The sequence below is a fragment of the Pseudoalteromonas obscura genome (genome assembly GCF_030135505.1).
GTDB classification, from domain to species: Bacteria; Pseudomonadota; Gammaproteobacteria; order Enterobacterales; family Alteromonadaceae; genus Pseudoalteromonas; species Pseudoalteromonas obscura.
On the sequence record NZ_JASJUT010000004.1, the window covers coordinates 190,568 to 216,990 of the forward strand.

Annotated in this window: 19 protein-coding genes and 1 pseudogene; 10 read left to right on the forward strand and 10 right to left on the reverse strand. The window is 43.3% G+C overall.

Going from position 1 to position 26,423, the window contains the following annotated elements:
- The first annotated feature begins 4 nt into the window (after window positions 1-4).
- Window positions 5-1,798: an ABC transporter transmembrane domain-containing protein gene (locus tag QNM18_RS12240; protein WP_284137388.1), complete on the forward strand. Its 1,794-nt coding sequence runs from the start codon at window positions 5-7 to the stop codon at window positions 1,796-1,798.
- Here QNM18_RS12240 and QNM18_RS12245 read toward each other — a convergent pair.
- A complete protein-coding gene (locus tag QNM18_RS12245; protein WP_284137389.1) occupies window positions 1,795-2,562 on the reverse strand; it encodes a hypothetical protein in 768 nt (255 codons plus the stop codon). The two genes, QNM18_RS12240 and QNM18_RS12245, sit on opposite strands and share 4 nt — an antisense overlap.
- A gap of 201 nt (window positions 2,563-2,763) precedes the next feature.
- Here QNM18_RS12245 and QNM18_RS12250 point away from each other — a divergent pair.
- Window positions 2,764-3,230 (forward strand): annotated as a pseudogene (locus tag QNM18_RS12250) (CreA family protein).
- A gap of 233 nt (window positions 3,231-3,463) precedes the next feature.
- The gene (locus QNM18_RS12255) at window positions 3,464-3,589 is read left to right on the forward strand and encodes a hypothetical protein (protein WP_284137390.1); all 126 of its coding nucleotides are present in this window, start codon (window positions 3,464-3,466) and stop codon (window positions 3,587-3,589) included.
- On the opposite strand, the gene QNM18_RS12260 is transcribed toward QNM18_RS12255, so the two are convergent.
- A complete protein-coding gene (locus tag QNM18_RS12260; RefSeq protein ID WP_023399690.1) occupies window positions 3,586-4,350 on the reverse strand; it encodes a hypothetical protein in 765 nt (254 codons plus the stop codon). The two genes, QNM18_RS12255 and QNM18_RS12260, sit on opposite strands and share 4 nt — an antisense overlap.
- A 200-nt stretch (window positions 4,351-4,550) precedes the next feature.
- Between QNM18_RS12260 and QNM18_RS12265 the strand changes: the two genes are divergently transcribed.
- A complete protein-coding gene (locus QNM18_RS12265; RefSeq protein ID WP_284137391.1) occupies window positions 4,551-5,018 on the forward strand; it encodes a CreA family protein in 468 nt (155 codons plus the stop codon).
- A 41-nt stretch (window positions 5,019-5,059) separates the two neighbouring features.
- Here QNM18_RS12265 and QNM18_RS12270 read toward each other — a convergent pair whose 3' ends face one another.
- Window positions 5,060-5,437, reverse strand: coding sequence for a YybH family protein (locus QNM18_RS12270; RefSeq protein ID WP_211011279.1), 378 nt, complete (start codon window positions 5,435-5,437; stop codon window positions 5,060-5,062).
- Between the two features lie 101 nt (window positions 5,438-5,538).
- Here QNM18_RS12270 and QNM18_RS12275 point away from each other — a divergent pair, with 101 nt between their 5' ends.
- Window positions 5,539-6,411, forward strand: coding sequence for a LysR family transcriptional regulator (locus QNM18_RS12275; protein ID WP_284137392.1), 873 nt, complete (start codon window positions 5,539-5,541; stop codon window positions 6,409-6,411).
- A gap of 34 nt (window positions 6,412-6,445) precedes the next feature.
- On the opposite strand, the gene QNM18_RS12280 is transcribed toward QNM18_RS12275, so the two are convergent.
- A complete protein-coding gene (locus QNM18_RS12280; RefSeq protein WP_284137393.1) occupies window positions 6,446-8,545 on the reverse strand; it encodes an alpha-amylase family protein in 2,100 nt (699 codons plus the stop codon).
- A gap of 217 nt (window positions 8,546-8,762) precedes the next feature.
- On the opposite strand from QNM18_RS12280, the gene QNM18_RS12285 reads away from it, so the two are divergent.
- A complete protein-coding gene (locus QNM18_RS12285; protein ID WP_284137394.1) occupies window positions 8,763-10,475 on the forward strand; it encodes a CocE/NonD family hydrolase in 1,713 nt (570 codons plus the stop codon).
- 3 nt (window positions 10,476-10,478) lie between these two features.
- Here QNM18_RS12285 and QNM18_RS12290 read toward each other — a convergent pair whose 3' ends face one another.
- Complete coding sequence (locus QNM18_RS12290; RefSeq protein ID WP_211011271.1) at window positions 10,479-12,005, reverse strand: ATP-binding response regulator; 1,527 nt, start codon at window positions 12,003-12,005, stop codon at window positions 10,479-10,481.
- A 241-nt stretch (window positions 12,006-12,246) separates the two neighbouring features.
- Here QNM18_RS12290 and QNM18_RS12295 point away from each other — a divergent pair, with 241 nt between their 5' ends.
- Window positions 12,247-17,778 (forward strand): two-component regulator propeller domain-containing protein, encoded by a 5,532-nt coding sequence (locus tag QNM18_RS12295; protein WP_284137395.1) that lies wholly within the window; start codon window positions 12,247-12,249, stop codon window positions 17,776-17,778.
- Window positions 17,779-17,940: 162 nt separating this feature from the next.
- Here QNM18_RS12295 and QNM18_RS12300 read toward each other — a convergent pair whose 3' ends face one another.
- A complete protein-coding gene (locus tag QNM18_RS12300) occupies window positions 17,941-18,993 on the reverse strand; it encodes a right-handed parallel beta-helix repeat-containing protein (protein ID WP_284137396.1) in 1,053 nt (350 codons plus the stop codon).
- 333 nt (window positions 18,994-19,326) lie between these two features.
- Between QNM18_RS12300 and QNM18_RS12305 the strand changes: the two genes are divergently transcribed.
- A complete protein-coding gene (locus QNM18_RS12305) occupies window positions 19,327-20,448 on the forward strand; it encodes a LamG-like jellyroll fold domain-containing protein (protein ID WP_284137397.1) in 1,122 nt (373 codons plus the stop codon).
- Between the two features lie 103 nt (window positions 20,449-20,551).
- On the opposite strand, the gene QNM18_RS12310 is transcribed toward QNM18_RS12305, so the two are convergent.
- Window positions 20,552-22,588 carry a S9 family peptidase gene (locus QNM18_RS12310; RefSeq protein WP_211011263.1) on the reverse strand — a complete coding sequence of 679 codons (2,037 nt, stop codon included), beginning with the start codon at window positions 22,586-22,588 and terminating at the stop codon, window positions 20,552-20,554.
- 397 nt (window positions 22,589-22,985) lie between these two features.
- Between QNM18_RS12310 and QNM18_RS12315 the strand changes: the two genes are divergently transcribed.
- Window positions 22,986-23,132 (forward strand): hypothetical protein, encoded by a 147-nt coding sequence (locus QNM18_RS12315; protein WP_155735414.1) that lies wholly within the window; start codon window positions 22,986-22,988, stop codon window positions 23,130-23,132.
- A gap of 80 nt (window positions 23,133-23,212) precedes the next feature.
- Here the strand turns inward: QNM18_RS12315 and QNM18_RS12320 are convergent, their stop codons facing one another.
- Window positions 23,213-23,638 (reverse strand): GNAT family N-acetyltransferase, encoded by a 426-nt coding sequence (locus QNM18_RS12320; protein ID WP_211011261.1) that lies wholly within the window; start codon window positions 23,636-23,638, stop codon window positions 23,213-23,215.
- A 17-nt stretch (window positions 23,639-23,655) separates the two neighbouring features.
- On the reverse strand, window positions 23,656-24,261 hold the full coding sequence (locus tag QNM18_RS12325) for a LysE family translocator (protein ID WP_284137484.1): 606 nt from the start codon (window positions 24,259-24,261) through the stop codon (window positions 23,656-23,658).
- A gap of 105 nt (window positions 24,262-24,366) precedes the next feature.
- Between QNM18_RS12325 and QNM18_RS12330 the strand changes: the two genes are divergently transcribed.
- Window positions 24,367-25,752 (forward strand): aminotransferase-like domain-containing protein, encoded by a 1,386-nt coding sequence (locus tag QNM18_RS12330; protein WP_284137398.1) that lies wholly within the window; start codon window positions 24,367-24,369, stop codon window positions 25,750-25,752.
- Between the two features lie 37 nt (window positions 25,753-25,789).
- Here QNM18_RS12330 and QNM18_RS12335 read toward each other — a convergent pair whose 3' ends face one another.
- Window positions 25,790-26,146 carry a RidA family protein gene (locus QNM18_RS12335; protein WP_211011257.1) on the reverse strand — a complete coding sequence of 119 codons (357 nt, stop codon included), beginning with the start codon at window positions 26,144-26,146 and terminating at the stop codon, window positions 25,790-25,792.
- Window positions 26,147-26,423 lie beyond the last annotated feature (277 nt).

Below are 26,423 nucleotides of genomic sequence, written 5' to 3' on the forward strand. Positions count from 1 at the left end.
TAATTTGAGTAATTCAAACAATCAAAAACCACAAAAGGCAATTGCGAGTTTATTGCCGATTGTTTCCTTTGTTAAACCCTATAAATGGGTTGCGATGCTGGCCCTATTGGTGCTGTTAATTACCGCAGGGCTCAACCTTTCTATCGGGCAAGGCGTTAAGTTTGTTATTGATAGTGGTTTTATCGCAGGGTCCAAAGCGCAGTTAACGCAGGCAATCACAGGCTTGGTGGTGCTGATATCTTTGGTTGCAGTAGGCACTTTTTGTCGTTTTTACTTAATGAGTTGGCTAGGCGAGCGGGTAAGTGGTGATATTCGTAAAGCGGTATTCAACCAAATCGTTCATCTTCATCCCAGTTACTTTGAAGAAAACCGCAGCGGTGAGATGATGTCTAGGCTAACAACAGATACGACTTTATTGCAGTCTATTGTTGGTTCTTCGTTTTCCATGGCACTGCGCAGCTCTCTGGTACTAATTGGTGGGCTGATCATGTTATTGATCACCAATTTAAAACTGACCTTGTTGGTGATCACCTGTGTACCACTTACTTTGGTGCCGATCATGATATTTGGCAAACGGGTGCGAAAACTCTCTGAAAATAACCAAAGCGCCATTGCGGATATTAGTACGTATGCCGGTGAAATTATTCAGCATATTAAAGTAGTCCAAAGCTATACCCACGAAGAAAAAGAAAAGCAGGCATTTGGTGGCGAAGTTGAAAAAGCCTTTAATGTAGCCAGACAAAGTATCAAACAGCGCTCATTTTTAATTGCGGCGGTGATTTTTCTTACCTTTGGCGCAATTAGCATTATGTTGTGGGTCGGCGGCATGGATGTACTAGAAGGACGCATGACTGGTGGTGAGTTAGGCGCATTTATATTTTATGCCATTATGGTCGCAATGTCTGTGGCAACCATCGCTGAGGTGTATGGTGAGCTGCAGCGTGCAGCGGGGGCCGCAAGTCGATTGCTAGAGTTGTTACAAATTGACAGTGAAATAAAAAATGCCGCCAACCCAAAACCGATGCAGCATGGCAATGAGATCAGTATTGCTTTTAACCAAGTAGACTTTTATTACCCGTCAAGACCTGATTCCGCTGCGCTAAAGGGAATTAACCTGTCAATTCCAAAAGGTAAAATCGTCGCTTTGGTTGGTCCTTCAGGTGCCGGGAAAACCACTTTATTTGAGTTGTTACAGCGTTTTTATGATCCGCAAAAAGGCGACATAATGTTCAACAGTGAAGCGTTAACGCAGTTGGCACTGACTGACCTACGTCATTGTATGGGGATGGTACCCCAACACCCGGTGTTATTTAGCTCTAATGTCTGGCACAACATTCGCTATGGCAACCCTGATGCATCGGATGAACAGGTAATTGAGGCGGCAAAGCGCGCCCATGCCCATGATTTTATTGAGCAGCTACCAGAAGGGTATGATAGTTTTTTGGGTGAACAAGGTGTAAGGCTATCTGGTGGTCAAAAGCAGCGTATTGCTATTGCCCGTGCGATTTTAAAAGATCCAGAAGTATTATTATTGGATGAAGCAACCAGTGCATTGGATGCCCAAAGTGAATTTCATGTTCAAGCAGCGCTCAATGAGTTGATGCTACACAGAACGACTTTGATCATCGCACACCGTTTGGCGACCGTGACCCATGCAGATCTAATTGTGGTGATGGACAAAGGGAAAATTGTTGACTCAGGGACGCATCAGGACTTGCTGGCACAGTCTGAGCTTTATCAACGTCTATGTGAATTGCAGTTTGATAAAGCGCAGACTGTGAATGCGTCAACCGCTTAGAATTGATAAATCAAATTGACATTGGTTAAGGTGTCATTTTTGTTTCTATTAAACCAATTTGAGCGATTATGCACCAACTCTACTGAGCCTAAAAAGTGATTGGTAAACGCATACTCAAAGCTGACACTGAGGCCATAGGCAGAGCCATCATCTTCAAACTTGCCTACCGCGCATTCTGGAATATGTCTCCCATCGCAGCGAGTGAATATTGAGCTGTAGTATGTGCCGTCAATTTCACCGGTTTGATAAAATATACTGCCGTACAGTAATGCATCTGGAGAAAAGCGGTAGCCAGAGACCCAAGCGATATCAATCAGGTCATGGTCCAATTTCCAATCGCTTCTATCATCTTGGTAAGAAATCTCGGCATTTTTGAAATAGGTACCAGACTCTTCGTCAGAGAGATAGGCTAATGTGATAGCATGAGAGATATTGCCTTTCTGTGCTGATTCAGCGTGCTGTCCGGAAAACTGGTATATCAAAGCGGTTTTGAGCGCTTTACCCGTTTGTACTTTGGCTGCAAAGCCGCCGCCTAATGACACCTCTAAACTGGCATAGCCGTCGATATCATCGGACTCCCGTGAGGTATCACTAATGGTAATGGGTTGTCCCTCATCTAAGCCAATTGCCATCTTTACATTCAGAGGTTGGCCGTGAACTTCTGGGTTATCGAAACGTACCGAACCTATATCTGACTCCGGTGGTGTTGTGAAACAGCCTGTCAGTACCAGTGTAGAAGCAAGAGCAGCTGCGCACTTTTTCATATTTTTTAGTCCCATTTTATATTAAGTAATAATTACTATTAGTAAGGCGGGATGGTATCTATATTTCCTGTAATAGCAACAATATTGAGAAAAAACTAATTGCTCCATGAAACTTCTCATTCTTTACTATGGGGTTGTGGGACTTATGCGAAGGTGCTGTTGAAGCCATATGCTTACTGACATTTAATGAAAGGATAAAAAATGAAAAAATACATTGCGTTTGCTTCGGCACTGCTACTTGCTGGTTGCTCAGACAGTGAGACTGGTGATGTATCTCTGGGGTTATTTACGCTCAAAGATATAAAACTGGATTCAATGATTGATCCTGTAGTGGCGGGAGTGACTTGTCATGTGGCCAGTGTCGAGGCGGACCTGAGCTTATCAGATCCCAGTGATAGTTCTATTGCTTGTCGTCAAACAGGTGAGATAGCTCCTGCCATGATAGCTAAATTGACAAGCCAAAATCAGACGAAGTGGCGTTTAAAAAATCCAAAAGTATATTTTTAAAAGCGATGAAAGTGCATCGTATTTATGGTGCAAAAAGTAAAACAATCATGTGCTTATCTTATAGTACTAAAGAAACCTCAGGAAGCTTTAAACACAGCTTGTCGACAGTGCTATTGTGGGGGACGCAAGCTTATGTGAAGCCGCCGTTGTCGTCCAAATAACCATTTTTGGCCGAGTTTAGCTCGGCCCAAATTAATGTCGCTACTTTTCACCTAACACTTCAAATTCATCATATATCAGGCGCGCGAGACCGTCCTGCTCTACAATCCAATGCCGTTTGTGCACCACGCCGTACGCTTTATTCATAGTCCACGTAAAGGTCAAAATATAGCCACTTTGAGGTGAGGGTTGCCATTCGATATCTCTATAATCGACACTGTGAAAACCTTGATCTATGATACCTTGCTCTGATCTTGGCTCAGCGACATATCAGGACATGCTGACACACTCTGAGCTTTATCAACGTCGATGTGAATTGCAGTTTGATAAAGCACAGACTGTCAATGAATCAACCGCTTAGAATTGGTAAATCAAATTACCATTGACCAAGGTGTCATCTTCATTTCTATTAAACCAATTTGAGCGGCTATGCACCAGCTCTAGGGATCCCAAAAAGCTTTTGGTAAACGCATACTCGAAGCTGACACTGAGGCCATAGGCAGAACCATCGTCAGAAAAGGTACTCTGGGCACATTCTGGAGCATGTCTCTCAGCGCAGCCACCAAATGTTGAGCGGTAGTATGTGCCATCAATTTCACCGGTTTGATAAAATATACTGCCGTACAGTAACGCTTCTGGTGAAAGGCGGTAACCAGTGATCCAGGCGATATCGATGAGGTCATGGTCTAGCTTCCAGTCTCTTTTACTGTCTTCATTGATATACTCGCCTGTCTCGAAGTCTGTACCTGACTCTTCGTCGGTGAGATAGGCCAATGTGATTGCATGAGAGACATTGCCTGCCTGTGCGGATTCCGCGTGCTGTCCTGAAAACTGGTATTTTAAAGTGGTTTTGAGCGCTTTACCCGTTTGCACTTTGGCTGCAAAGCCGCCGCCTAATGACATTTCCAAGCTGGCATAGACGCCGGTATCATTGGAACCTAGGGGAGAGTCGCTAATGGGAATGGGCTGACCTTTATCTAAGCCAATTGCCATTTTTACTTTCATAGGTTGGCTATGGACTTCTGGACTATCTAAACGAACCGAACCTGTATCCGCTTCAGGTGTTGAAAAACAACCCGTCAACATCAGTGTAGAAGCAAGAGCAGCAGCGCATTTTTTCATGGTTTAATCCCTGTTTTAAATAAGATTATTACTATTTTTAGAAAAAAATGATGGTATCGTTATTTCCTATAATAGCAACAATTTATATCAAAAATTAATAGTTTCATGAATCTTTCTAACAACTATTATGGGATTGGGAACCCTGTGATATGGTGAATTCATATTGATACGCTTACAGACATTTAATTAAGGGATAAAAAATGAGAAAACACGTCGCTTTTGCAGCCATATTGTTGCTTTCAGGTTGCTCAGACAGTGAGGTTGGTGATGTCTCTCTGGGGTTGTTTACACTCAAGGATATTAAGCTAGATTCTATGGTTGATCCTGTGGTGACGGGCGTAACTTGTCATGTTGCCAGCATCGAGGCGGATTTGAGTTTGTCTGATCCCAGTGACAGTTCTATTTCTTGCCGACAAACAGGTGAAATTACCCCGGCCATGATAGCTAAAATTGACAAGTCAAAATCAGGCGAAGTGGTGTTTAAAAAATCCAAAAGTATATTTTTAAAAGCGATGAAAGTACGTCGTATTTATGATGCCAAAAGCCAAACAATCATGTACTTATCTTATAGTACTAAAGAAACCTCAGGGAGCTTTAAACACAGTTTGTCGACAGTGCCACTGTGGGGGACGCAAGCCTATGTGACGCCGTCGTTGTCGTCCAAATAACCTTTTTAGGCCGAGTTTATCTCGGCCTAAATATAGTGTCGTTATTTTTCACCTAACACTTCAAATTCGTCATATACCAGACGTGCAAGTCCATCCTGCTCTACAATCCAGTGTTCTCTATGAACGACACCATACGCTTTATTCATGGTCCATTTAGAGGTTAAGATAAAACCACCTTCAGGGGATGGCTGCCAATCAACATCACTGTAGTCAACACTGTGAAAGCCTTGATCTATGATGTCTTGCCAGAACTGGGCAATTTGTTCTCTGCCATGAAATACGCCAAATGGTTTTGCTTCCATAATAGCGTCTCGGGTGTATTGCATTGCACAGGCTTGTGCATCTTGGCGGTTAAACGCTTGTTGCCAAGCAGCGATGCCAGCTTTACATTGGGCTAATGGTGTTGGGTCCGTGTTCATGATGATGCTCCGCTAATTTAAACTTGTTTAAGCTTAGAGGTTTAATTAAATTAGAAAAACAACGTAAATAGAACAAATTGTTTAGCTGAGAAGAACAATCAATGAATAAATTGCGCCATATGTCACTATTTGCCCATATCGTCGAATGTGGCTCCATCACTGCCGCAGCCACTGATTTGGGGCTGTCTAAATCGGTGTTAAGTCAGCACTTAAAAGTACTTGAGCAGGAGTTGGGCGTGACTTTGCTCAAGCGTACGACCCGAAAACAAAGCTTGACCGCAGCGGGGGAGAGTTTTTATGCGCAGTGTAAATTAATCAATCAAACCGCCCAAGTGGCATGGCTTGAAGCGGCACAGTTTAATCAAGAAGTAAAAGGGAAGCTAAGGATCACAGCGCCAAATGTATTGATGACTACGTTGGTAGCACCTGCACTGGCTCAAATATGTGTTCACTATCCTGAATTGCAGTTAGAGTTGATTGCCGATGATCAACAGTTGGATCTGCAGGCGCAAAATATTGATTTGGCGATCCGCGTTGGACGATCTCAAAATAGCGATGCTAAACAACGAAAAATCGGTGAGTTTAGAGATGTCTTATGTGGCGCACCACAATTACTTTCGGCCAACCCACCGCAGCAACTGAGATATATCGCCAATGTTTGGCAGGGAACGGACATTGAACATGTGTTCACCTCTTCTGAGGGGAGTGAAAAAAGGTTTTCAGCCACACCAAGCTGTGTTGCCAATTCATTTGATACATGTATGACTCTGATTTGCCAAGGCGCGGGCATTGGTTTGATCCCAGCGTTTAAGTTATCTGAGTATGCTGCGCACTTAGCTGAAGTTTTTCCTCACTATAAATTGCCGCTCAACCCTGTGTTTGCTTTGCATACGTTCGACAAACAAGTACCACTGAGTGTAAAAGTGTGCTTAGAAGCAATAGAAAGTCAGCTTGCACACGGGATGGGTAAATAGATGGCCGCACTGTAAGTCGTGTGGCCATTCATATTTAATTTTCTGGATAAGTCTGTAAGTCACCTTGTGGTACATAAATGGTGTAATCACGACTTGGTGCGCTAAAATAGCCCCTGCCATCTTCATAGATAGTGACAATATCATCGGAGTCAAAGGCATTGACTAAGGTTTGCCCGGCTAAATTACTAAACCCAGTGGCGTGTGTAGTAACCCAAAGCCCTTTGCGCTGAGTATCATGGTTGTTTAACACCACAATGGCCCCTTGTTTTTGTCGTTTTCCGAACCGCCTTGCAACATATACATGTTGGGCATCACCATAAGGAGCACCAATTTGTGATAAAACTGCTAACCCACCATCCATATAGGTATTGCGAGCAAACATGAGTTTGTTGATGTCTTGCTTTAAGCCTGCGGGCGCTGTGATGGTTTTGTTTGGATCATGATAATCGTATTGCTTTACACCATAATAATGAGAGTAAAACACCGTTGGTTTGCCTTCATGGCTGAGGATGTAGGCATAGGCAAGTTTGTGGTCTTTGCTCACCCATTTATCATGCTCTTTTCCTGTATCATGGTTTTCGACAAAGGTGACCACTGACGTGCCCGGCAATTGGTGCCCTCGGTCATTTCTTACTAGCCCAGCATGATTGAGTGCACGCATGTCAAAATTTTGGTTTTGATTGGTCATTTGTGTAAGCACGGACTTTAAGGGGAAGTCAAATGCATCGACATCGGCGCCAGCAATTTTTACTGCATCTACCCAAGATTTTATGCTGCTGTCACCGCCCCAGTATTCAGCGACAACAAATGGCTGTTTGCCATTGTGCTTAGGTAGGTTATTCACCCATTTTGCGGCAAACTCTGGTTGAAAGCCGCGTACGAAATCTAGGCGAAAACCATCAAAATTGTGCTCGGTTTTAAGCCATTTTCCCCAGTCGATCAGCTTTTGCTGCACTCGAGGTGAAAAGGTGTTGGTATCATTGCCAAAAAACTTGGTATTGGTGATCACTTCGTCATTACCCATTTCACCAAGCCAATCATCGCCATCAACAGGGTGAAAATCATGATACCGCCAGCCGTCATCACTGTTTGGGTAGTTACCGTCAGCCTCGCGCTGAGGAGGGGCTATACGTGTATTGGTATAAGCAAATAAATTGCTGTGAGTGATATTTATAGCTGGGCTATTGGGTGTACTTTGTTGCCAGACCTCAATGGGTAAAAAGCCGTTAGTTTGCGGTGCATCAGTCCAACCTAGTTGGCTGCTAGGATCGCCTTGTTTGGCACTGAGGCTAAGATATAAACTCTGTTTTTCAGGTACGTCTAGCCAGTATTCGTCGATATCTGTTTGATCAAAAATTTGACCTCTTATGGTTGTATTCAATCCAGAAAATGCATTGCTTCCGGGCCTAATTGCGGAGAAGTGACCATCATTGGGCTCTTGTTCGCGATGGATCGCATTTGAGGTGACGGAGTTCTTGGCATCTGTAATAGATAGGGTATACCCTCTGCTGGTGAGGTTGTGCTGCCATGGCATTGTTGATCCATAGCCTTGAATTTTAATGAACACCCTCCCTTGTACATCTTTGAGCTGCCAGCTGATTTCATTACTCGGGTAGGCCACATATTGGTGCTGATGGGCCTTACCAAGTGCGTAGGCTTTTACCGCCGGGTTTATTTCACTATCTTGTTCGTTGCTATAAATATGGTTCAACACTACATCTGCATATACGTGAATGTTGTGCTGTTGCAGTTTACCTATCATATTGGTGAGTTCAGCTTGGCTGCCAAAGCGGGTTTCGATGCTGCCCTTTTGCAAGTAGCGGCCTAAGTCATAGTGGTCGTAAACACCATAACCCATGTCAATGATCCCCCAATTCCCTTTTGATGGAGGTGGGATCCAAATGCTGGAAAATCCAGCTTTTTCTAGTATAGGAGCCTGTTCAGCAAGGTGATCCCACCAAATACCATTTTTGTTTTTTTCATCTACTGGCACATCCCAATAAAACCCTTGTAGCATCACATCGTCAGTGGCGATGCATAAGTGGGAGACGAGGGATAACAGAGTACTAGTTATTATATGTCGGGTCTTGAAGCGGGTGTGAAGTCTGAGTGACTTATTGGTAATTTCGAGCATGACAGTTCCTTGCAAAACAATGGTTGAGTTTTATCAGCAATGAAAATAACTAAAGTAGCATCTTTGTAAAATTTTTGTTGTGAATACGTATGCATGAGTGTGTTTTTACCAAGGAATAAAGGGGGTAGCACGTATGTAGCTAATCGAGAGAGGTTTGTTATGTTATTTTGGTTATGTTATACCATATCTATTGGTGGTGTTGATAAAGGGACTAATTATGTATTTCGTCGCATTGTTGATTGTGCTTTCTAGTTTTCAGTTAATGGCATTAGAGGTAAAGGATTTGAGGATCCCAGTTCGTGATAAAACTGAGTTGGCTGCAACGATTTACACGCCTACTTCTTCACCCAATCGCGATAAAAAGTTTCCAGTTATTGTACAGTTTACACCCTATGGCAAAAGTGAAGCGCAGCAAAGAGGGCGCTACTTTAGTAAGCATGGCTATATCTTTGTCGCTGTGGATAGTCGGGGTTTAGGTGAATCAAACGGCGTATTTACCCCTTTTATCGACGAAGGCCGTGATGGTTACGATGTAATTGAGTACCTCGCAAAACTTCCAATGAGTAATGGACTAGTGGGCACATTGGGTGGCTCATATCGTGGCTTTGCGCAATGGGCGATACAAAAATATCGACCACCCTCATTACAGTCAATGATTGCCATTGCCTCAGTTTACCCTGGATATGACTTCCCAATGGGTAATAATATTTTTTCTGACTACACAATTTCATGGTTAGATTTTGTTTTGTCCAATGGCCAAAACAAACGTTATGGCAATGGAGATAGGTGGCAACAAACTTATTTACGACAAAAAAATAGCGGTACAAGATTCAAGGATTTCGATAAAAATGCGACGCATTTATCTGATGTATATCAGACTTGGCTTGCGCACCCAAGCTATGATGAGTATTGGCAGACAATGGTGCCTAAGCAACAAGATTATGCTGCTATAACTACACCTATATTGTCTATAACGGGTCACTATGATGGCGATCAACGAGGCACGTTGCGGTATTTTAAAAATCACCAACAGTGGGGCAATCAGTTAGCCCGCTCTGAGCATTATTTGATAGTCGGGCCGTGGGATCACAGTGGCACTCGCAAACCAAAAAGCCATGTGCATGAAGCGTATTTTCTCCCTCCCAGTATGCTCGACATGTTTAAAATTCACTTAGACTGGTTTAATTGGACGCTAAAAGGCGAGGCTAAGCCCGCCTATTTGGACTCGCTTGTGATGCACTATATCCAAGCTTCTGGGCTGTGGGTTGGACAGACACACTTGAAGTCGGGATCTGATGTCGAACACTTACCTTTGCAATCGTTACAGATTCAAGGGGAAGTGCAAACTGTGAGTAGGTATAGCTATGACCCGACTAAGCCAATAGCATTACCACTGTCGTTAGATATGACAGGCTCAGTTAACTTGCCCAGTGAGTACGAGGGGTATGTGATATTTGAAACCAAACCTTTGGACCGTAATAAGGTACTTTTCGGTCGTTTGGAAGCTGAGGTTTGGTTAACAATGAACGTGGCAGATAGTGATTTTTATCTTGATGCATTTGAGGTGTGTACAAACAGTCGCCCTCGGTTATTAAGTAAGGCACGTAAACGGGCAAAATATCGTGACAGTTTAACTAATCCCGTTTCAACGCCCAGTAATGTGCCTTTTTTGATTAAGTTTAAAGACTTTGATTGGGTGGCACGCAACATAGAAAAAGGGTGTAAATTGCAATTTGTTATACGCTCATCACAGTGGCATCGACAAAAGCATTTTAACAGCGCCTTACCCGTTGCATTTCAGACAATGAAACAAGCGCACGTTGCTGACATACAAATATTACATCAGCCGCAATATCCGAGTTATATTACAATACCTTGGTTAAAGCCGGGCGATGTAGGCAAACCTGTTGTCTTGCCTTTGAGTCTATAGCACCTAGGCGGTAGGTAAATTAACAAAGACAGAAGTGCCTATTTGTTCATCACTACGATACTCAATGTAACCCTTTTGCTGTTCTGCAAGTACTTTGGCTGTATAGGTGCCCAGACCTGAGCGCGTACCTTTACCGTATGAAACAAACTTATCAAAAAACTGGTTGCGTATCTGTTTAGCTATGGGGTCTGGGTTTTGGATTGTGATAGTGTGGAATTGGGCGTTATTTTCACTTTGTATACTGATGGAGACTTTTTTGTCTCGAGATGTTGCTTCTAAGGCGTTTTGAATTAAATGAGTAAACAAGGCAAATAAAAGCTGTTGCTCTCCCTTTACATGCAAATTGTTTGGCACTGTGTTGGCAATATTGATCTGATGCTCTGAGATAATGTGGCTCAGCCCCATTAGAACCTTCTCGAGCAGCTCATGCAGCGCATGGGGGGAGGGCTCAAACACATACTCATCACGTTCAATTTTTTGCAATGTTTGCATATTGTCCAAATGAAGTTGTAATTGTTGGCAGTTTTGTTGGATAAAATCTAAATATTGCTGTGCTTTTGACGGGTTATTTAAGTTATCAGACAATTGGTGGCTAGCAGTTTGAATTTCTTTGATTGGATTGATCACTTCCTGTTGGTTTACAGTATCAAACTGATCTCTGAGTTTGGCATTTTCCATCATGGTATCAATTTGGGAACGCATTAACCGATTTGAATCAATTGCACGGCAGTGCGCTTTGACTCTCGAGCGCACAATTGAGGGGTTTGCCGGCTTGGTTATATAGTCTACAGCTCCTAGCTCTAACCCTTTAACGATATGCTCTGTTTGCTCTAGGGCTGATAAAAATATCACGGTAATATGCTGAGTATTAGGGTCTGCTTTAAGTCGTTTACATACTTCAATGCCATCCATGTCTGGCATCATAATATCTAACAGTACCAAGTCAGGCTGGGGGTCCATCGCGCATATTTGCAACGCTTTTTTTCCATTTAAGGCTGCCTTTACTTTGTAATCTTTGCGCAAAATATCGCTGATAACCTTGATGTTATCTGCAACATCATCGACCACTAGAACCTGAGTAACGTGCTCACTTTGTGCCGCCTGTTCAGTTGCATTGGCTTTCATTGGCCTTACTGGCTTACTCAGTGCGCGCTGCAATCGAGATAACAAAATTTGGCTAGAGAATGGTTTGACAATGTATTCAGATACACCACTTTGAATGGCTTGCATCACATTACCTTGATCTATCGTGGCCGACGTCATAACAAAAGGGATCTGAGCTGTGCGGGGTGTACTGCGGACATACTGTAGGAGAGAAATCCCATCTAATTTGGGTAATTGCCATTCTGAAATGATGAGTTGCACATCGTTATAAGTAAGTTTTTCTCGAGCATCTACGCCATTCGAACTCTGTACGACAGTGACATTTGCGGCGAGTTTTTTGGCTGTACTGGCAATCATGGAACGAATGGATTCATGCGGTTCCACAAGAAGAATGGTGATTGGCTGGGGGTTGTCACTCCAGGTCATAGCGCTCTCCGCGTCAAGTTTGCTTAATGGAAGTTAAAGGCTAATTGGCTGTCCTTGGCACGCGACTGCATAACTGAGTGATTGATAGACAAAAATTAACTCTTCTTATTTTGCACATGTTATCGAAAAGTGTCTAATAATTATGCATACACTCATAATGTTTGAACTGGCAGCGCATATTTCCTGCTGTGGTGCTATTGAGTGTAAATGTTTGCAATCCAGATATCTCAAGGAGTCAGATATGCGCCTTTGGCGGCTGTTTTTGTTTTTAATAAGTTTGTGTATGTATGTCGCAAGTGTCGACGCCTCACAAGTGAAGGTGGAAGCCATTTCAGCATACAATGGTTTAGCAAACCCACAAATTTACGCGGTGTCAAAGGATCCTCAAGGGTTCATGTGGTTTGGTAGTGCCGACGGCGTTAAACGCTATGATGGATATCAATTCGTCAGTTTTAATCATGACCCAAACGATCCTTATTCGTTGTCTGCAAACAGTGTTGGGGCATTACTTTTTGATAATCAAGGTCGATTATGGGCTGGTACATGGGGTGGCGGTCTCAACCTGTTTATTCGTGAAAAACAGCATTTTGTGCACTTTAAACATGATGCCAGTGATCCCAACTCCCTCGGTGCCAATAAAGTACAAACGCTATTTGAAAGTCGTGACGGTACACTGTGGGTTGGCACCAATGGGGGAGGGTTAAATCGATTGAAGGGAGATCTGCAAGGTTTTGAACGGTTTGTACAGCAGAATAATAACCCACATAGTCTAGGCAACAACCGAGTGTGGAGTATCAGCGAGGGGGAGCAGGGGGGGATTTGGGTTGGGACGTCGAATGGGTTGTATCGACTTGATAGAGATACCGGGCAATTTCGTGCATTTGGTGTAGCACCTCACTCTTTAGATCACGCTGAAGTACGTCAAGTGTCAGTGGATGATATGGGCCGGATCTGGGTCGCAACGCGGACAAGCTTTGGTTTGTTTAACCCTGACACTTCTGAATACCGCACTTTTAACTTACCCACAGGTACCTTACCGAGTGTCACTCGGCTACATCATTTTAATGACGATATTCTATTGGCCACATTTGCTGGTGTGTATCGCTTTTCACCTCGCATAAATCAGTTTGTGCCTGTGATAGATAATGGTGAGTTGACGCTACTTCAAAACCGCGACGTGAGGCAAATCTTGATAGATGACAGCGGGTTACTGTGGGCGGCGACACGTTACTCTGGTGTGCAAAAGGTGTTTCCAAATCCTCCTGCTTTCGTGTCTTGGCAGAACTTTTTAAACGAGCAATTGCTCTCTGGGCTGTTTAATCAAGTACTGGCTATTGAGCGTGCCAAAATGGGTGGAGTTTGGCTGGGGACGGGTCGTGGATTAGTGCACTTTGATGGTAAATCGCAGTTTACCCCTTTTGCTGATGCTGAGACTTTACAGGGAAATTATCGATTGCGTATTCACAGCATGGCCCGAAATGCACAGGGTCAGCTATTTGCGGCAACCAGCTTTGGATTATATCAAGTTGATGAAAATGAAAAATCGCTAAGCTTAGTGCCTCTATCTTGGTTGGATGATTCTCGTCGCTCTGTAGAACACGTCAGCTTTGATAAGCAAGGGCAAATGTGGCTTGTGCTGGCAGGGCGCAGCGGGTTGACGCGATTAAATACGACAAACAATGCGGTAACACATTTTTTAGCGGGGCAAGACTTGGAGTTTACTTTCCATGACAGCGAAGGCTTGGTGTGGGCTGGCACTGATGGGGAGGGCGTATTTCGAATTAATCAACAGACCTCAGAGTTTGTGCAATATACAGCGCATGGCGAGCAAGTGGGCCCCAATGGCAACTATGTGACCCATGCAATGCAGCAAGGCGAATACATTTGGCTGGCTACCAACCTAGGGATAACGCGTTTTGATATGTCCAGCAGGCGTTTTAAACAGTATGACAATACCGCATCACAAGTGAACTTTGCGGTGAAGTCTATTGCGCAAGATAAAGAAGGCTTTTTGTGGTTTGCCAGCGCCAGTGGTGTGTTTAAATTTGATCCGACCTACGGTATTTTTCATCAATTTACGACAAATGATGGGCTGATCAACCATCATTTTTTAGCCCGTTCATTTATTGTGATGGATGAGCAAATATTGTTTGGCAGTATTGATGGGATCACAGGTTTCAACCCCAAAGATGTCAAAGTAAATACTAGTGCGCCGCCAGTTGCGTTCACTCAAGCTTTTATTGATGGTCGCCCTACGGCAATAGACAACGGTGAAATCCGTCTGAGTTATCGCGACAAAAACTTGTCCATTCATTTTGCAGCACTAGATTATCAAGCCACTGACGACAATCGTTATCGTACTTGGTTGGATGGGTATCACGATAAGTGGAGTGCGATTACACCTGAGCATATCGTTAATTATCGAGAGCTGCCGCCAGGCACCTATCGCTTTCGCGTTCAAGGCAGTAACAATCACGGTGTGTGGAATCAAGTTGGGATTGAGCTGAAAATTATTAGTGTACCCGCATGGTATCAAACCCTTTGGTTCCGTATTTTAATGCCATTGCTTGGGGTGTTAATTCTGTTAGGTGCATTTTGGCTCAGAGTAAGACAGTTGCGAGAAAACAGCATTGAACTTGAACGCAAAATTGCCCGCAGAACGCGAGATATTGTGGTGTTGGGGGAAGTTGGTAAGGAGGTCGCCGCAACCTATGATATGCATGTGATAAGCGAGACCATATACACACACTTGAGTGATATATTGCACTGCGAGTTTTTTGCGGTCGGGGTCTTTTATCCGGAAAAGCACTATGTCGATTATATCTATGCGAACCAGCAAGGAGAGCTATATGAGGCATTGGAAAGCCATACTAAAGTGATTAGTAGTGCCGACGTATACTGTGTGTCAAATGGTCAAGAGTTTTATGCTGCCTGCGAAGAAGAGTGGCAAAGCGTCGATTTAAAAGCATGTAATAATCTCTATGGTGAACAAACTAAGTCGGTATTTTGCGCGCCTTTGGTGGTAGACGGTAAAGTTATCGGGGTATTTACCGTGCAGTCCAACAAGCCTCGCGCTTATAAAGAAGTACATTTAAATGTGTTACGGTCCGTGGCCAACCACATTGCCGTTGCGTTGGCGAATTCTTTGTCTTATAGCGAATTAAAAGAGGCTGAACAGCGTTTGGACTTGGCGATGCAAGGGGCAAATGCAGGCACCTGGGAATGGGATTGCCAGAGCGATTTATTGGTCACAAACGCGATTTGGTCAACTATGTTGGGTTATCAAGAAGGTGAGTTGGAACTGAACTATGGAAATACCATAAAGCGCTGGCGAGCGCTTATTCACCCAGATGATCTTCCCCTTGTCGAAAATGCACTTCAAGCTCACTTATCAAAACAAACAAAAACTTACCGCTGTGAGTTGCGGATGAAAACAGCCACAGGAGAGTGGAAGTGGATATTAAGTATGGGCCAAAGTGTCTTTGTGAATCAAGATAGCCGACGCAAGGAAATGTTTGGAATTCACATGGATATTTCAGATTCCAAAGACTTAGAAGCTGCGCTGAAACAGGCCAAAGAACGTGCAGAAAGTGCAACGCAAGCCAAGTCAGATTTTTTGTCAAATATGTCTCATGAGATCCGTACTCCGATGAATGCCATTATAGGTATGAGCTACTTGGCATTAGAGACGGAGCTTAACTTTAAGCAACGTAATTATGTTCAAAAGATCCATCGTAGTGCTGAATCTTTGCTTGGCATTATCAATGATATTTTAGATTTCTCTAAAATAGAGGCTGGCAAGCTAGATATTGAGCAAGTTGAATTTTGTGTGGAGGAAACGCTACGTAGTTGTTTAGATTTAATAGCAGTCAAAGCCAAAGAAAAAGGCTTGGAATTGTGCGCGCATATAGATCCTGTTGTACCGAGCAAGTTAATTGGCGACCCGCTGAGATTGTCGCAAATTCTGCTTAATTTAGGTAGCAATGCGGTGAAGTTTACAGAGCAAGGTGGTGAGGTGTTAATTGACGTGCGCGTTGAGCAGCAGCTTGGCGGAGAGATCACATTACAGTTTGCTGTGGTAGACTCAGGAATAGGTATGTCTGAAGAGCAGCAAGCCAAGTTGTTTAGCTCATTCTCCCAAGCTGACACATCAACAACACGAAAATATGGCGGCACGGGACTAGGGCTCGCGATTTGCAAAAAGCTGGTGGAACTTATGCACGGAGAAATCCATTGTCAAAGTGCATTGGGTGTCGGCAGTACTTTTAGCTTTACGTTAGTTTTGGATGATGCGCTGTATGAACATGAAGCGCGGGACGATATACCTGCAACTCAAGCTGTGATCATAGATGATAACTACAGTGCCAGTCGTAATCTAGTTTCTTATTTATCTAGCTTTGATATTCAAGCGCACAGTCTAACTTCAGTTGAGGTCAAGGATGTGGCGAGTTTAGTTGCAGATAATGACATTATTTTTATTGATATGAGAATAGAGTCGCAATGTGGATTGGTACAACAGCTCAATCGTGCTGGGTCTCAAATCCCGATAATTTTAATGCCACTGTACGATGCGCAAATAGTAGAACCTTTTCTTCAAAACCAGCAAAAACTGAGTTTTGTCGTTAAACCTTATTTGGCGATTGATATCTACAGCGCTTTACAGCGAGTTTTTGGGTTAAGTCATGAGGGTGGCCCAGGCGCTGTTATTCAGCAAGAGAGTGTTCATTCACTGGCGGGAGCGCGTTTGTTATTGGTTGAGGACAATGACTTAAATCAAGAGTTAGCAATTGCCCTTTTGACCGGAAAGGGCATTGTAGTCGATGTCGCAGAACATGGGCAGCAGGCCTTGGATATGTTGGCGCAAGCGCAATATGATGGTGTCCTTATGGATTGTCAAATGCCCGTAATGGATGGGTATACAGCTACACGTGAGATCAGGGCGCAAAGTCAATTTGAATCCTTGCCTGTTATTGCAATGACAGCCAGTGTGATGATGGATAATCAAGAGGCAGCATTGGCTTGCGGCATGAATGATATAATCAGTAAGCCGCTCAACGTGGACAAAATGTTCGCGACATTGCAAAAATGGATTAAGGTATCAGAGCACAGCCAGCACTTTGCTGAGCAAGTAGTACCAGCGAGCGATGAGGTTCAATACCCGAAAATCCCTGGCGTTGACGCAGGCATTGCCAAGTCTATATCTCAAGGGGATGTGGCACTTTATATGCGTTTACTGCAACGGTTTGTAGATAGACAGCAGCATTTTCACGCACACTTTGAGGAAGCATTAGAGCAGGCCCACACAGATCCTGATGGGCCTATGCGTTGCGCACATACGCTAAAGGGGACCGCAGGTAATATTGGGGCAACGCAGGTACAGTCTGTTGCGGGAGAGTTAGAACAAATTTGTGCAGATCAAAAAGCACACGCGGTGGCGCTGAATCAAGTGCATGAACAGCTTGAGCCGTTAATATTTGCGATACAGCAAGTTCTCAATAGCACGGACAAAGAAGAACAGATCACCCCTAGTAACTCTGTCCTGCTGACAGAGCAGCAAATTGCCGAAAAATTGAGCCAGCTTACAACCTTGCTGGAAGATTATGACACAGACGCAATTGATCTGGTTAGTGAGCTACTGCCAATGTATCAAGGGACGCGGTTTTTTGATGTCTTTACGCAATTGGTGACATTGATTGATGACTATGATTTTGATGCAGCAAATGAATTGTTAAGTCAAATCAAACCTGAACTACGCGTGTCAGAGCAAGTTTGAAGTAGATGTGTTAACACCACATGGCTGGTGTATCGGGGTCACTCTACGCTTAAAAAAATGCTGAGCGTGCCGGTCAAGGTATGTTGGCAAGGATTGACATTTAGGCACGCCCAGCAAAAAAGTTGGCTAATTAAACTCGCCTATCTTGTTAGAGGTAATCTGTTAGTACGCAGATTGCGTCACGTAATGATGGTTATTCAGCTCGTGTCGCAATACCGAATCGTTTAAGTATGAAAAGGTTTTTGGGCGGCCAGCTGCATCTACTGAGCCGTCGCTTTCTATGCTATTCTCAATAATTCGGTGTGCAGATGCGGTATTGATGGCATACAACTTCAATGCATAACTCCCAGGGTGAATAATCAAGTTTCCTTTGTAGTCGTGCGGCAAGCCATTTTGAATACTAGCGTCCTGCTGTGCCATGTTTCGTGCAAAAATGCCATTTTCTCCAGCATAGATAATGTGGTTATTGAGCACTCTAACCGCATCTCCCTCGATCATCATGCCATTGCCACCGCTGCGATAGATGAGGTTGTCTCTGACTTCAACGTCATTACCACCAATTTGAATCCCGGTATTTTGCCAATGGAGATCGAAAGGGCTGACACCTGTGCGGTAAATGGTGTTGTTGTTGACAAATGTGTTGCCTTGGATGGAGTTAACTTGAATACCATCCGCTCCGATGTTTTCTAACTTATTGTCAAAAATATGTACATCTTGTAGTTTGTGCGGATAGACAGTCGTCAATGTGTTATCACACAATAAGGTACGTGATCTTCCTGTATATCCGATATACATACCTTCTCCACTTTCAGTATCGTGGATGTAGTTATTGTGAATGCGGATCCCTGTCATAGTAAAGTTTTCAGCCCAGGTGGCTGCGTCGCATGTGGGATCTGTTTTTATCAACATACCAGCAAATCTGGCGCGATAAATTTCAATATGATCAATTTCTATTTGTTCACTCAAAGTGCCAACACCCAGTGTGCCACCCAATCGAAGTCCATACTCGGACACATCTTCTACAGGTTTTGAGGTGATCCGCAGCCACTGACTATTTTCTACCGCAATACTGTATTCATAAGGAGCAAATGTCACTACGCTATCTTGGTTGCGAATGATGATTGGCGCTGATGCACTTCCTTGCACATTGCGTACTCTTAGTGGTCCTCTTGTGCCGCCTTCGAGACATAAAGTTTGGCCAGCATTAACTCCCATGCTTTGGCCGTCTATTAAGTGCTGATTACGACTTATGTAATGATCACACTTTAGATTTGTTATCTGTTCGTGGCTATTATTTTGCAAGTCAAGATTTGCAAAACTAGGGGGGGCGAAGAGTATATTACATACTACTAAAGCGATTTTTGAGGATTTAGTTGCATTCGTCATTGGACACTCCATTATCAAATGTTTGAATATATTGTTGATTCAAAGTGAATAAGAAATTGCGTTGATCTTGATGAGCATGTTCAGAAAACACTAGAAAAATAGGGTAAATAAAGAGTAAAATTACTTTTACCGGATATGGGTAAGTGTTAGTTATTGATATTTATGGATAAGTTTTTTATGGATGAAGAAAAATTAAGTTTAGAAAAATGTAAAGGGTTCTGGGTTGGTAGTGTTTATGCCGATTTGAACACTAAAACTTTGAGCAAAAATGAACTAAAACAACCTTTATCGGAACTGTCCTTCTCGCTTCTTTTGACCTTGATTGAGCATCAAAATAATCCATTGCCAGCAGAGCAATTACAAAATATCGTCTGGCAGGGTGTGATCACAGGTAATGAGAATGTAAAGCAGCGGATAAGTATTCTCAGAAAAGCCTTTCAAGCACTGGATGAACAAGAACAAATAAAAAATATCCGCGGCAAAGGGTACTTGTTAGCACAACCTGTCAAATTGGATTATGTCGATCACACATTTAAGGGGTGGCCATATGTGATTGCCGGAAGCGTCGCTGTAATCGCTATCTTGGTTTGGCTGAGTTGGATATATACTTCAACCTCTAAAGTTTTAAAAAGCGAACAATATCAATTGTCTGTTTTGAAGGGGGAGATTATCAAACTAGCCAACAAGAAGCCCGATGTGGCTTTCTGCTTAGATGGTTTCGACGACTATGTTGAGGTTGTTGATTCCGAATTGGATGTGAGTACCGGCGACTTTTCAATCTCCACTTGGATACAAACTTCATCAACAGGTCAGCATATTATTGTCGATAAGCGATATGAAGACCAAGTCTCTGATGTGCAGGGCTATGTGTTTTATATTGACGATGGGTATTTGGCACTTCAGCTCGCTGACGGAGATGGCAGTTGGTATTGCCAAGAGCAAGACTCGTCTTGTACTTTTTACGATTCGCAGGCGTTTGTTGCAGATGGGCAATGGCATCATGTTGCAGTCAGCATTGATAGAGATCGTAGTAAAGGCATTCGATTTTATCTCGATGGCCAGTTTAACAGTGCGTTCGACCCGACAGGCCGTCAAGGTTCGTTGAGCAATGAAAAGCCACTGCGCATTGGCAGCCGTTCCTCGTTTAAAACTGGCTTATTTAAGGGCGCAATAGGTGAAATTCAAATACACCACAATGTGATGACACCATCACAAATACGAGAGCAATACAAGCAAGGTAACTACCGAAGTTGCAGCGGATCTGGCAGCAAAGGTGGGATATGAAACGAGCTTACGTTCGAACTACTATTGAGTAAAAGAGCGTTTCAGAGGGGATCAAAATATGTTGCTGAGTATATTCCCAGCAACATATCGTTAGGTTAATACGCTACTTTTTGTACATCTCAAACCATGCAATGGTATGTTCAATTTTAGAGATCATACGAGAAGGTCGGCCAGCAATACCGTGCGGTGCACCAGGTACACGTACTAGCACTGTATCAACTTTACGTAATTTTAATGCTTGATAAAACTGCTCTGACTCCGACATTGGCGTACGTCTATCCAGCTCACCCGTCATGATTAAAGAAGGCGTGGTGACATTGCCAACCAATGAGAGTGGCGAGCGCTGCCAGTAATGAGCCAAGTTTTCCCAAGGGAGGCCTGGGAACTGATTGCGAATTTGGCCAAGGTAACTATCTGCTGTGAGCACTTTACTGATCCAGTTAATCACAGGTTTGGTGATAGCCGCTGCGTTAAATCTGTCTGTCAAACCAATCGCATAAGCCGTTGCAATACCGCCTGCTGATCCACCAGCAATGAAAAGGTTTTTCTCATCGATAAAACCTTTGGCGATCAATGCGTCCACTGCAGAGTTGTGGTCGGCAAAATCTTCTTTTGAGCTATATTTGCCATCGAGTAACAATGCAAATCGCTCGCCATAGCTGGTTGAGCCGCGGTAGTTAACGTAAACAACAACGTAACCTTGTGCTGCATAACGCTGCAATTCAGCACTAAAATGCGGGCCATAAGCGAGATGTGGACCACCGTGGATCTCGACCAAAAGCGGGTACTTTTTTGATTTGTCGAAATTCGGTGGTGTAATGTACCAACCTTGGATCTGTTCACCGTCAAACTCTGACTTGTAATTGAGTTCGTGAACTTCTCCTAGAGTTCTGTGGGCCAACAAATCTGCGTTTAGCTGCGTCAGTGTTGCCGTTTTCCCCTTGCGCCAATAACCCACATCAGCCGGAGACTGGCTGTTGCCTTGCGTATAAGCAATCGTGCCATTATTGGCCATCGTAAAGTTACCGCTGACATAAGGACGGCCTAGGGTCGTGCCTGAGACATCGTCAATTAATGGGGATACTTTGCCACGGGTAGACACCTTTGCCAGTACTCGCTTGCCAGTGTCATCATATTGGATCACAAAGTCGCCTTTGCCTGCCCATTGGTAGTCAGCTACTGAGCGGTCTAGATCATCTGTCAGTGACGTCAGCTTTTTGTTCTTTATTGACAACAACGTTAGCTGGTTATTGATATAGGGTACCGGGGCATTGCCACGACTAATAAAGGCTAGCTTGTCGCCTTTTTTGGAAAATGTCGGGTTGTACTCTGAACCGGGTAAATCTGTTAGCTGTGTCAGCGACTGATCTGTGACACTGACTTTGAATAGATCCGATTCAGTTGTGCGGTATTCCCAATCAGGGTGTTGATCTGATGAGAATACGATACTTTGATTATTAGGGCTCCAAGCGAGAGGGCCCCGGTGTTGAAAATCCCCTTTAGTTAGCTGTCTTGGCGTACCACCATTAGCAGGTAATACAAAAACATGCCTAAATGCAGGTTCTAAATAGCCTCGGCCATCGGCTTGATAGCGTGCTTTTTCGAAGATTTTAACTGGCTCAGACCACTCAGCGCCTTTGGGCTTGCTCGGTAGTTTGACTGATTTTGCGAACTTGGATTTGCCTTGTGCTACATTCATCGTGAATGCAATCTGTTGACCATCTGGTGACCATGTAATATCACCGATAGCTTTGGGGAGTTGTGTTAAAACGGCTTGTTTATCTTGCGCTAACCAATAAACATGTAATTGACGAGAGCCACTGCTGTTACTGGTAAATGCGATTTTTTTACTGTCGGGAGACCAGCGTGGTTGACTGTAATTAAACTGATCAGCAAATAGTGGGTAATGTGCTTTTTCAGCAATGTCATATAACCATAATGTACGTTTGGGTTTGTCACGCATAATGTCGTAACTGCTTCTTTCGTAAACTATTTTCTTGCCATCAGGGCTTATCTGTGTGCTTGCTGCATACTCAAGCGCAAAGATGTCATCGGACTTAAGGGTTGAGCTGGCGACACTTTCAGTGGCTGCAAAGCCAAATAAGGCACCAGTTAAGGCGAGCGTTGTTATTGGTTTCATAAAGAGAGTCTACCGTTTTTAATTTGCTTTACATTAAAAGTGATTCGTTGGATAAACAAGCGTTATGAGATGGGCTCACGCAGTGCTTGGTCGAATGGGTGTGTATGGTTTTGATTTAAATCAAGTAATATAAAATCAGGATTATTGCTAAGACTAAAGTAGTAATAATTGGGAGGGTAGACCTAGTGTGCTCCGTACCGCAAGTATGTTCAAGCGTTGAGCCAATTTTAATTTTTATCATTATTTAGGATTGTGCATTTTTCTGTTTCATTACTAATCATATATTCTATTTAAAAGGTAATGTTGGGGTAAATAATTCCTTGATATTGGGTGAAAAAAGGATACTTTATGCATGCCAGACAGAGCTGGTACATAAGTTATATTAAATAAGGAGATAATGATGAAACTAAATCTTAAAACAAAGAAATTGGCTAACCTCTCGAACAAAGTGGTTACTCAGCACCTAACCGACAAAGTAGCGGGCGGAGCAGTGATCACTGGGTGTTATTTTCCATGTAAACCGCAAACTCATACGGGTAAATAGCCCATAAGAAACGGTGCCATATCGGGTCGGAAGGCGATGAATGGCACCTACTCATTATGAAAAACAGAGTCTCCTTGTGGCTATGAGTGCTGGCGGGTAAAAGAAGATTGAGCAAGACGTTCCATTAAGTATTGAGGCGCTTTAACACTGTCAAAGCCAAATTGTTGGTACAAGGTATGGGCATCATGTGTGGCCAGCGAAAATCGTCTAAGTCCCTGCAACTTTGGATGTGTGACCACGGCATCTAGGAGTTGTTTAGCATGACCAACACCGCGAAATGGCTCTAATACAAACACATCTAACAGATTGGCAAATGTCGACTGATCCGTGACAACTCGTGCAAAGGCAATAAGTTGATTATTTTGCACTAAAGCAAAGCACAATGAATTCTCAATGGCAGTCTGTAACTTCTCTTTTGAGATCCCTTTACTCCAATAGCTGCGCTGCGACAAAAATGTGTGTACCTCATTGAACTGAGATTGAGTAAGCTGATTCACTATGTGCATGGGGTGAACTCCTGTATCTAATTGAGGTGTATTAGCGGAAGGCAAGCGAGCAATAGGCTGGCCATCAGATAATTGAACTTTTGCATGTGAGCTTGGTTTTGCAGTTTTGTGCTGATCACCTTGCCAAAGTAGGTCCAGCTTAGCCCACTGCCCAGCGCAACAATGTTGAATACCAGCACGCCAAGTATTGCTGAGTGCCAATAAAAGTCTCCGGGCAAAGTAAGTGCAGTGGTTAGTGATAGCAGGGTAGCCATGGTTTTTGGATTAATAAGCTGAAATAACGCAGCTTGCATAAATGATAATGGCTTTGCCTGCTGAGGTTGGAGGCTGTTTTTCGCGTGTTTAAATGCAATCTTATATGCTAGGTAGATAATGTACCCACTTGCCAAAAATTTAAAGGTTAAATGTAATTGTGGGTTTGCTAACACCAGATGACCCAGCCCCATTAACATGATGATATGAATAACGGTCATTCCGGCGCGAATACCTATGAGATGCGGCATGGTTTTTTTAATACCAAATTGAGACCCTGAGTGAGTCAATAAGATGTTGTTAGGCCCTGGTGTAATCGATGCCGCAAAGCTGAATAGCATCAAAGCTGGCAGTAAGGTAAAAATTTCCACTGATTGCAAAGTGAACTCCTTATATTGTATCAATACAATTGTTGCTATTTGTTCTGTTTTTAATTATTGTCATAAGTACAAATAGGCATCAATTTATTTATTGTTATGGATACAATTTGGCAGGCTAATTGTGAACAGTTTTCACAATTAGCAAGTACTCAACCTAAATATATGGCACTTGCTGAGCTTATAGAGCAAGCAATAGATAATAAGCAGCTGGCTTTTGAGCAGCGTTTACCTGCACAAAGGGCATTGGCAGATACGTTGCAGATAACACATGGCACAGTGACGCGTGCCTATGAGCTACTGGAGCAACGAGGTTATGTTCAGGCAAAACTAGGTGCTGGTACTTATGTAACTAAAAACAATAGCCTACATCATCAAATGCAAATAAGTGACCTAGCATCAAGTGTGCAGCCACTGATGGGACAAGAAAGCATTATTGCACGAGCCATGCAGTCGCTAGCGCACAGCCATACTGATCTATCGGAGCTGTTAACTTACAAGCTGAATGGTTTACCTCGCCATCAAAGTTTTTTCCGTGAATGGTTAATACAGCGCGGATTTGCATGCGAAAAACATGAAGTGATTTTTACTCAAGGCGCACAGCAAGGGATTTATAGTTGTTTATCAACGCTTTGTGAACCTGGTGATGTTGTTTTACATGAAGCTTTAACGTATCCCGGATTTTTCAAAGCATGTAAGAGTTTAAAGGTACATACCAAAGGTATTCCTGTTAACAGCGAAGGCATTGATTTAGCGGTGCTTGAATCAGTTTGTCAAACTCAATCGGTAAAGGCGATTTACATTACACCAAATTGTCAAAACCCAACCAATGTGCGCTATAGCGAAGCGAGGTTGCAAGCGTTGTTGGCTTTGAGCCGAAAATACCATTTTTTCATCCTAGAAGATGATGTGAATTATTGCTTACCTGAAAACTGGCGATTACCTCTTTGGCAGCAAGCGCCTGACCGGGTGTTTTATCTAGCCAGTTTCTCCAAGTATTTTAGTGGCGGCTTGCGCGCAGGTTACTTGCTTGCACCTATATTGTGGCAACAACAGGTGATCAATGCGGTTCATGCGCAATGCTGGTCGGTTTCGATGACGAACTTTGAGCTGTTGATGCGTGCGCTACAAAGTAAAGAATACCAATATGTACAAACAAAGCTGGAGGACGAAATTCGTTATCGTCAAGCTGCGTTGAAAAATGTGCTAGCTCAGTTTTCGTTTTCAGCTGAATTTCAGGGCTTGAATGTTTGCTGGCAATTACCCGTGAATTTGAACATGCACTATGTAGCTGCTCAGTTTAAATCCCACCAAGTTGAAGTTCGAGCTTTAGATGTATTCTCATCTCCATCAGAGACATGTGAGGACAATGGAATACGGTTTACTTTGGGTGGGCCTGCAACCAGAGAGGCGTTTAATTTTGCGATGTCACGGGTTGAAACGGTGTTACAAGAGCTATTAATGCAATCTGATGTGGTCATTTAAAGGACATTTGCCGACCTTGGTCGGCAAATGCGATTGATCAGTCTTTTTTCACAGCAGCAACCACAGAGACTTCAACGAGCAGTTCAGGTCTGGCCATCGCCGCTTCAACGCAAGCTCTGGCAGGCGCGTGGCCTTCAGGTACCCAAGCATCCCATACTTCATTCATTTGCGCGAAATACTGCATGTCACTGATATAAACGGTTGCACTTAAAATGTGTTTTCGGTCACTGCCTGCTTCTTCAAGTAGGGCGTCTACTTTGTCGAGCATGGTTTGCGTTTGCTCTTTAATACCTTGTGTCGCATCTTTACAAACTTGTCCACATAAGTAGATGGTATCGTTATGTACGACGATACGGCTCATTCGTTGGTTTGTATGTTTGCGCGTAATGGTCATATTTATTCCTCGGTAGCAGGCCTATATTTCAGGCTTGGATAGTTAGGTTGATGTTCGCTTGTCATACATGTTCAGGGTAAATGTCCATGTGTGGGCGTGTCGTATTTGTCCAGTAGTATATTGCAATTGAAGCGCTTAATTAAGCACGATTGTAAGATGTTGTACCTGTATTATTACTAAATAACTGTTTAACAAGTGGGGGGGTTTAGATAAAACGCAAAACGCTTGAAGTTAGCGTGAAGAGGGTTGCTGATATGATGAGAAAAGGCCATTGTTG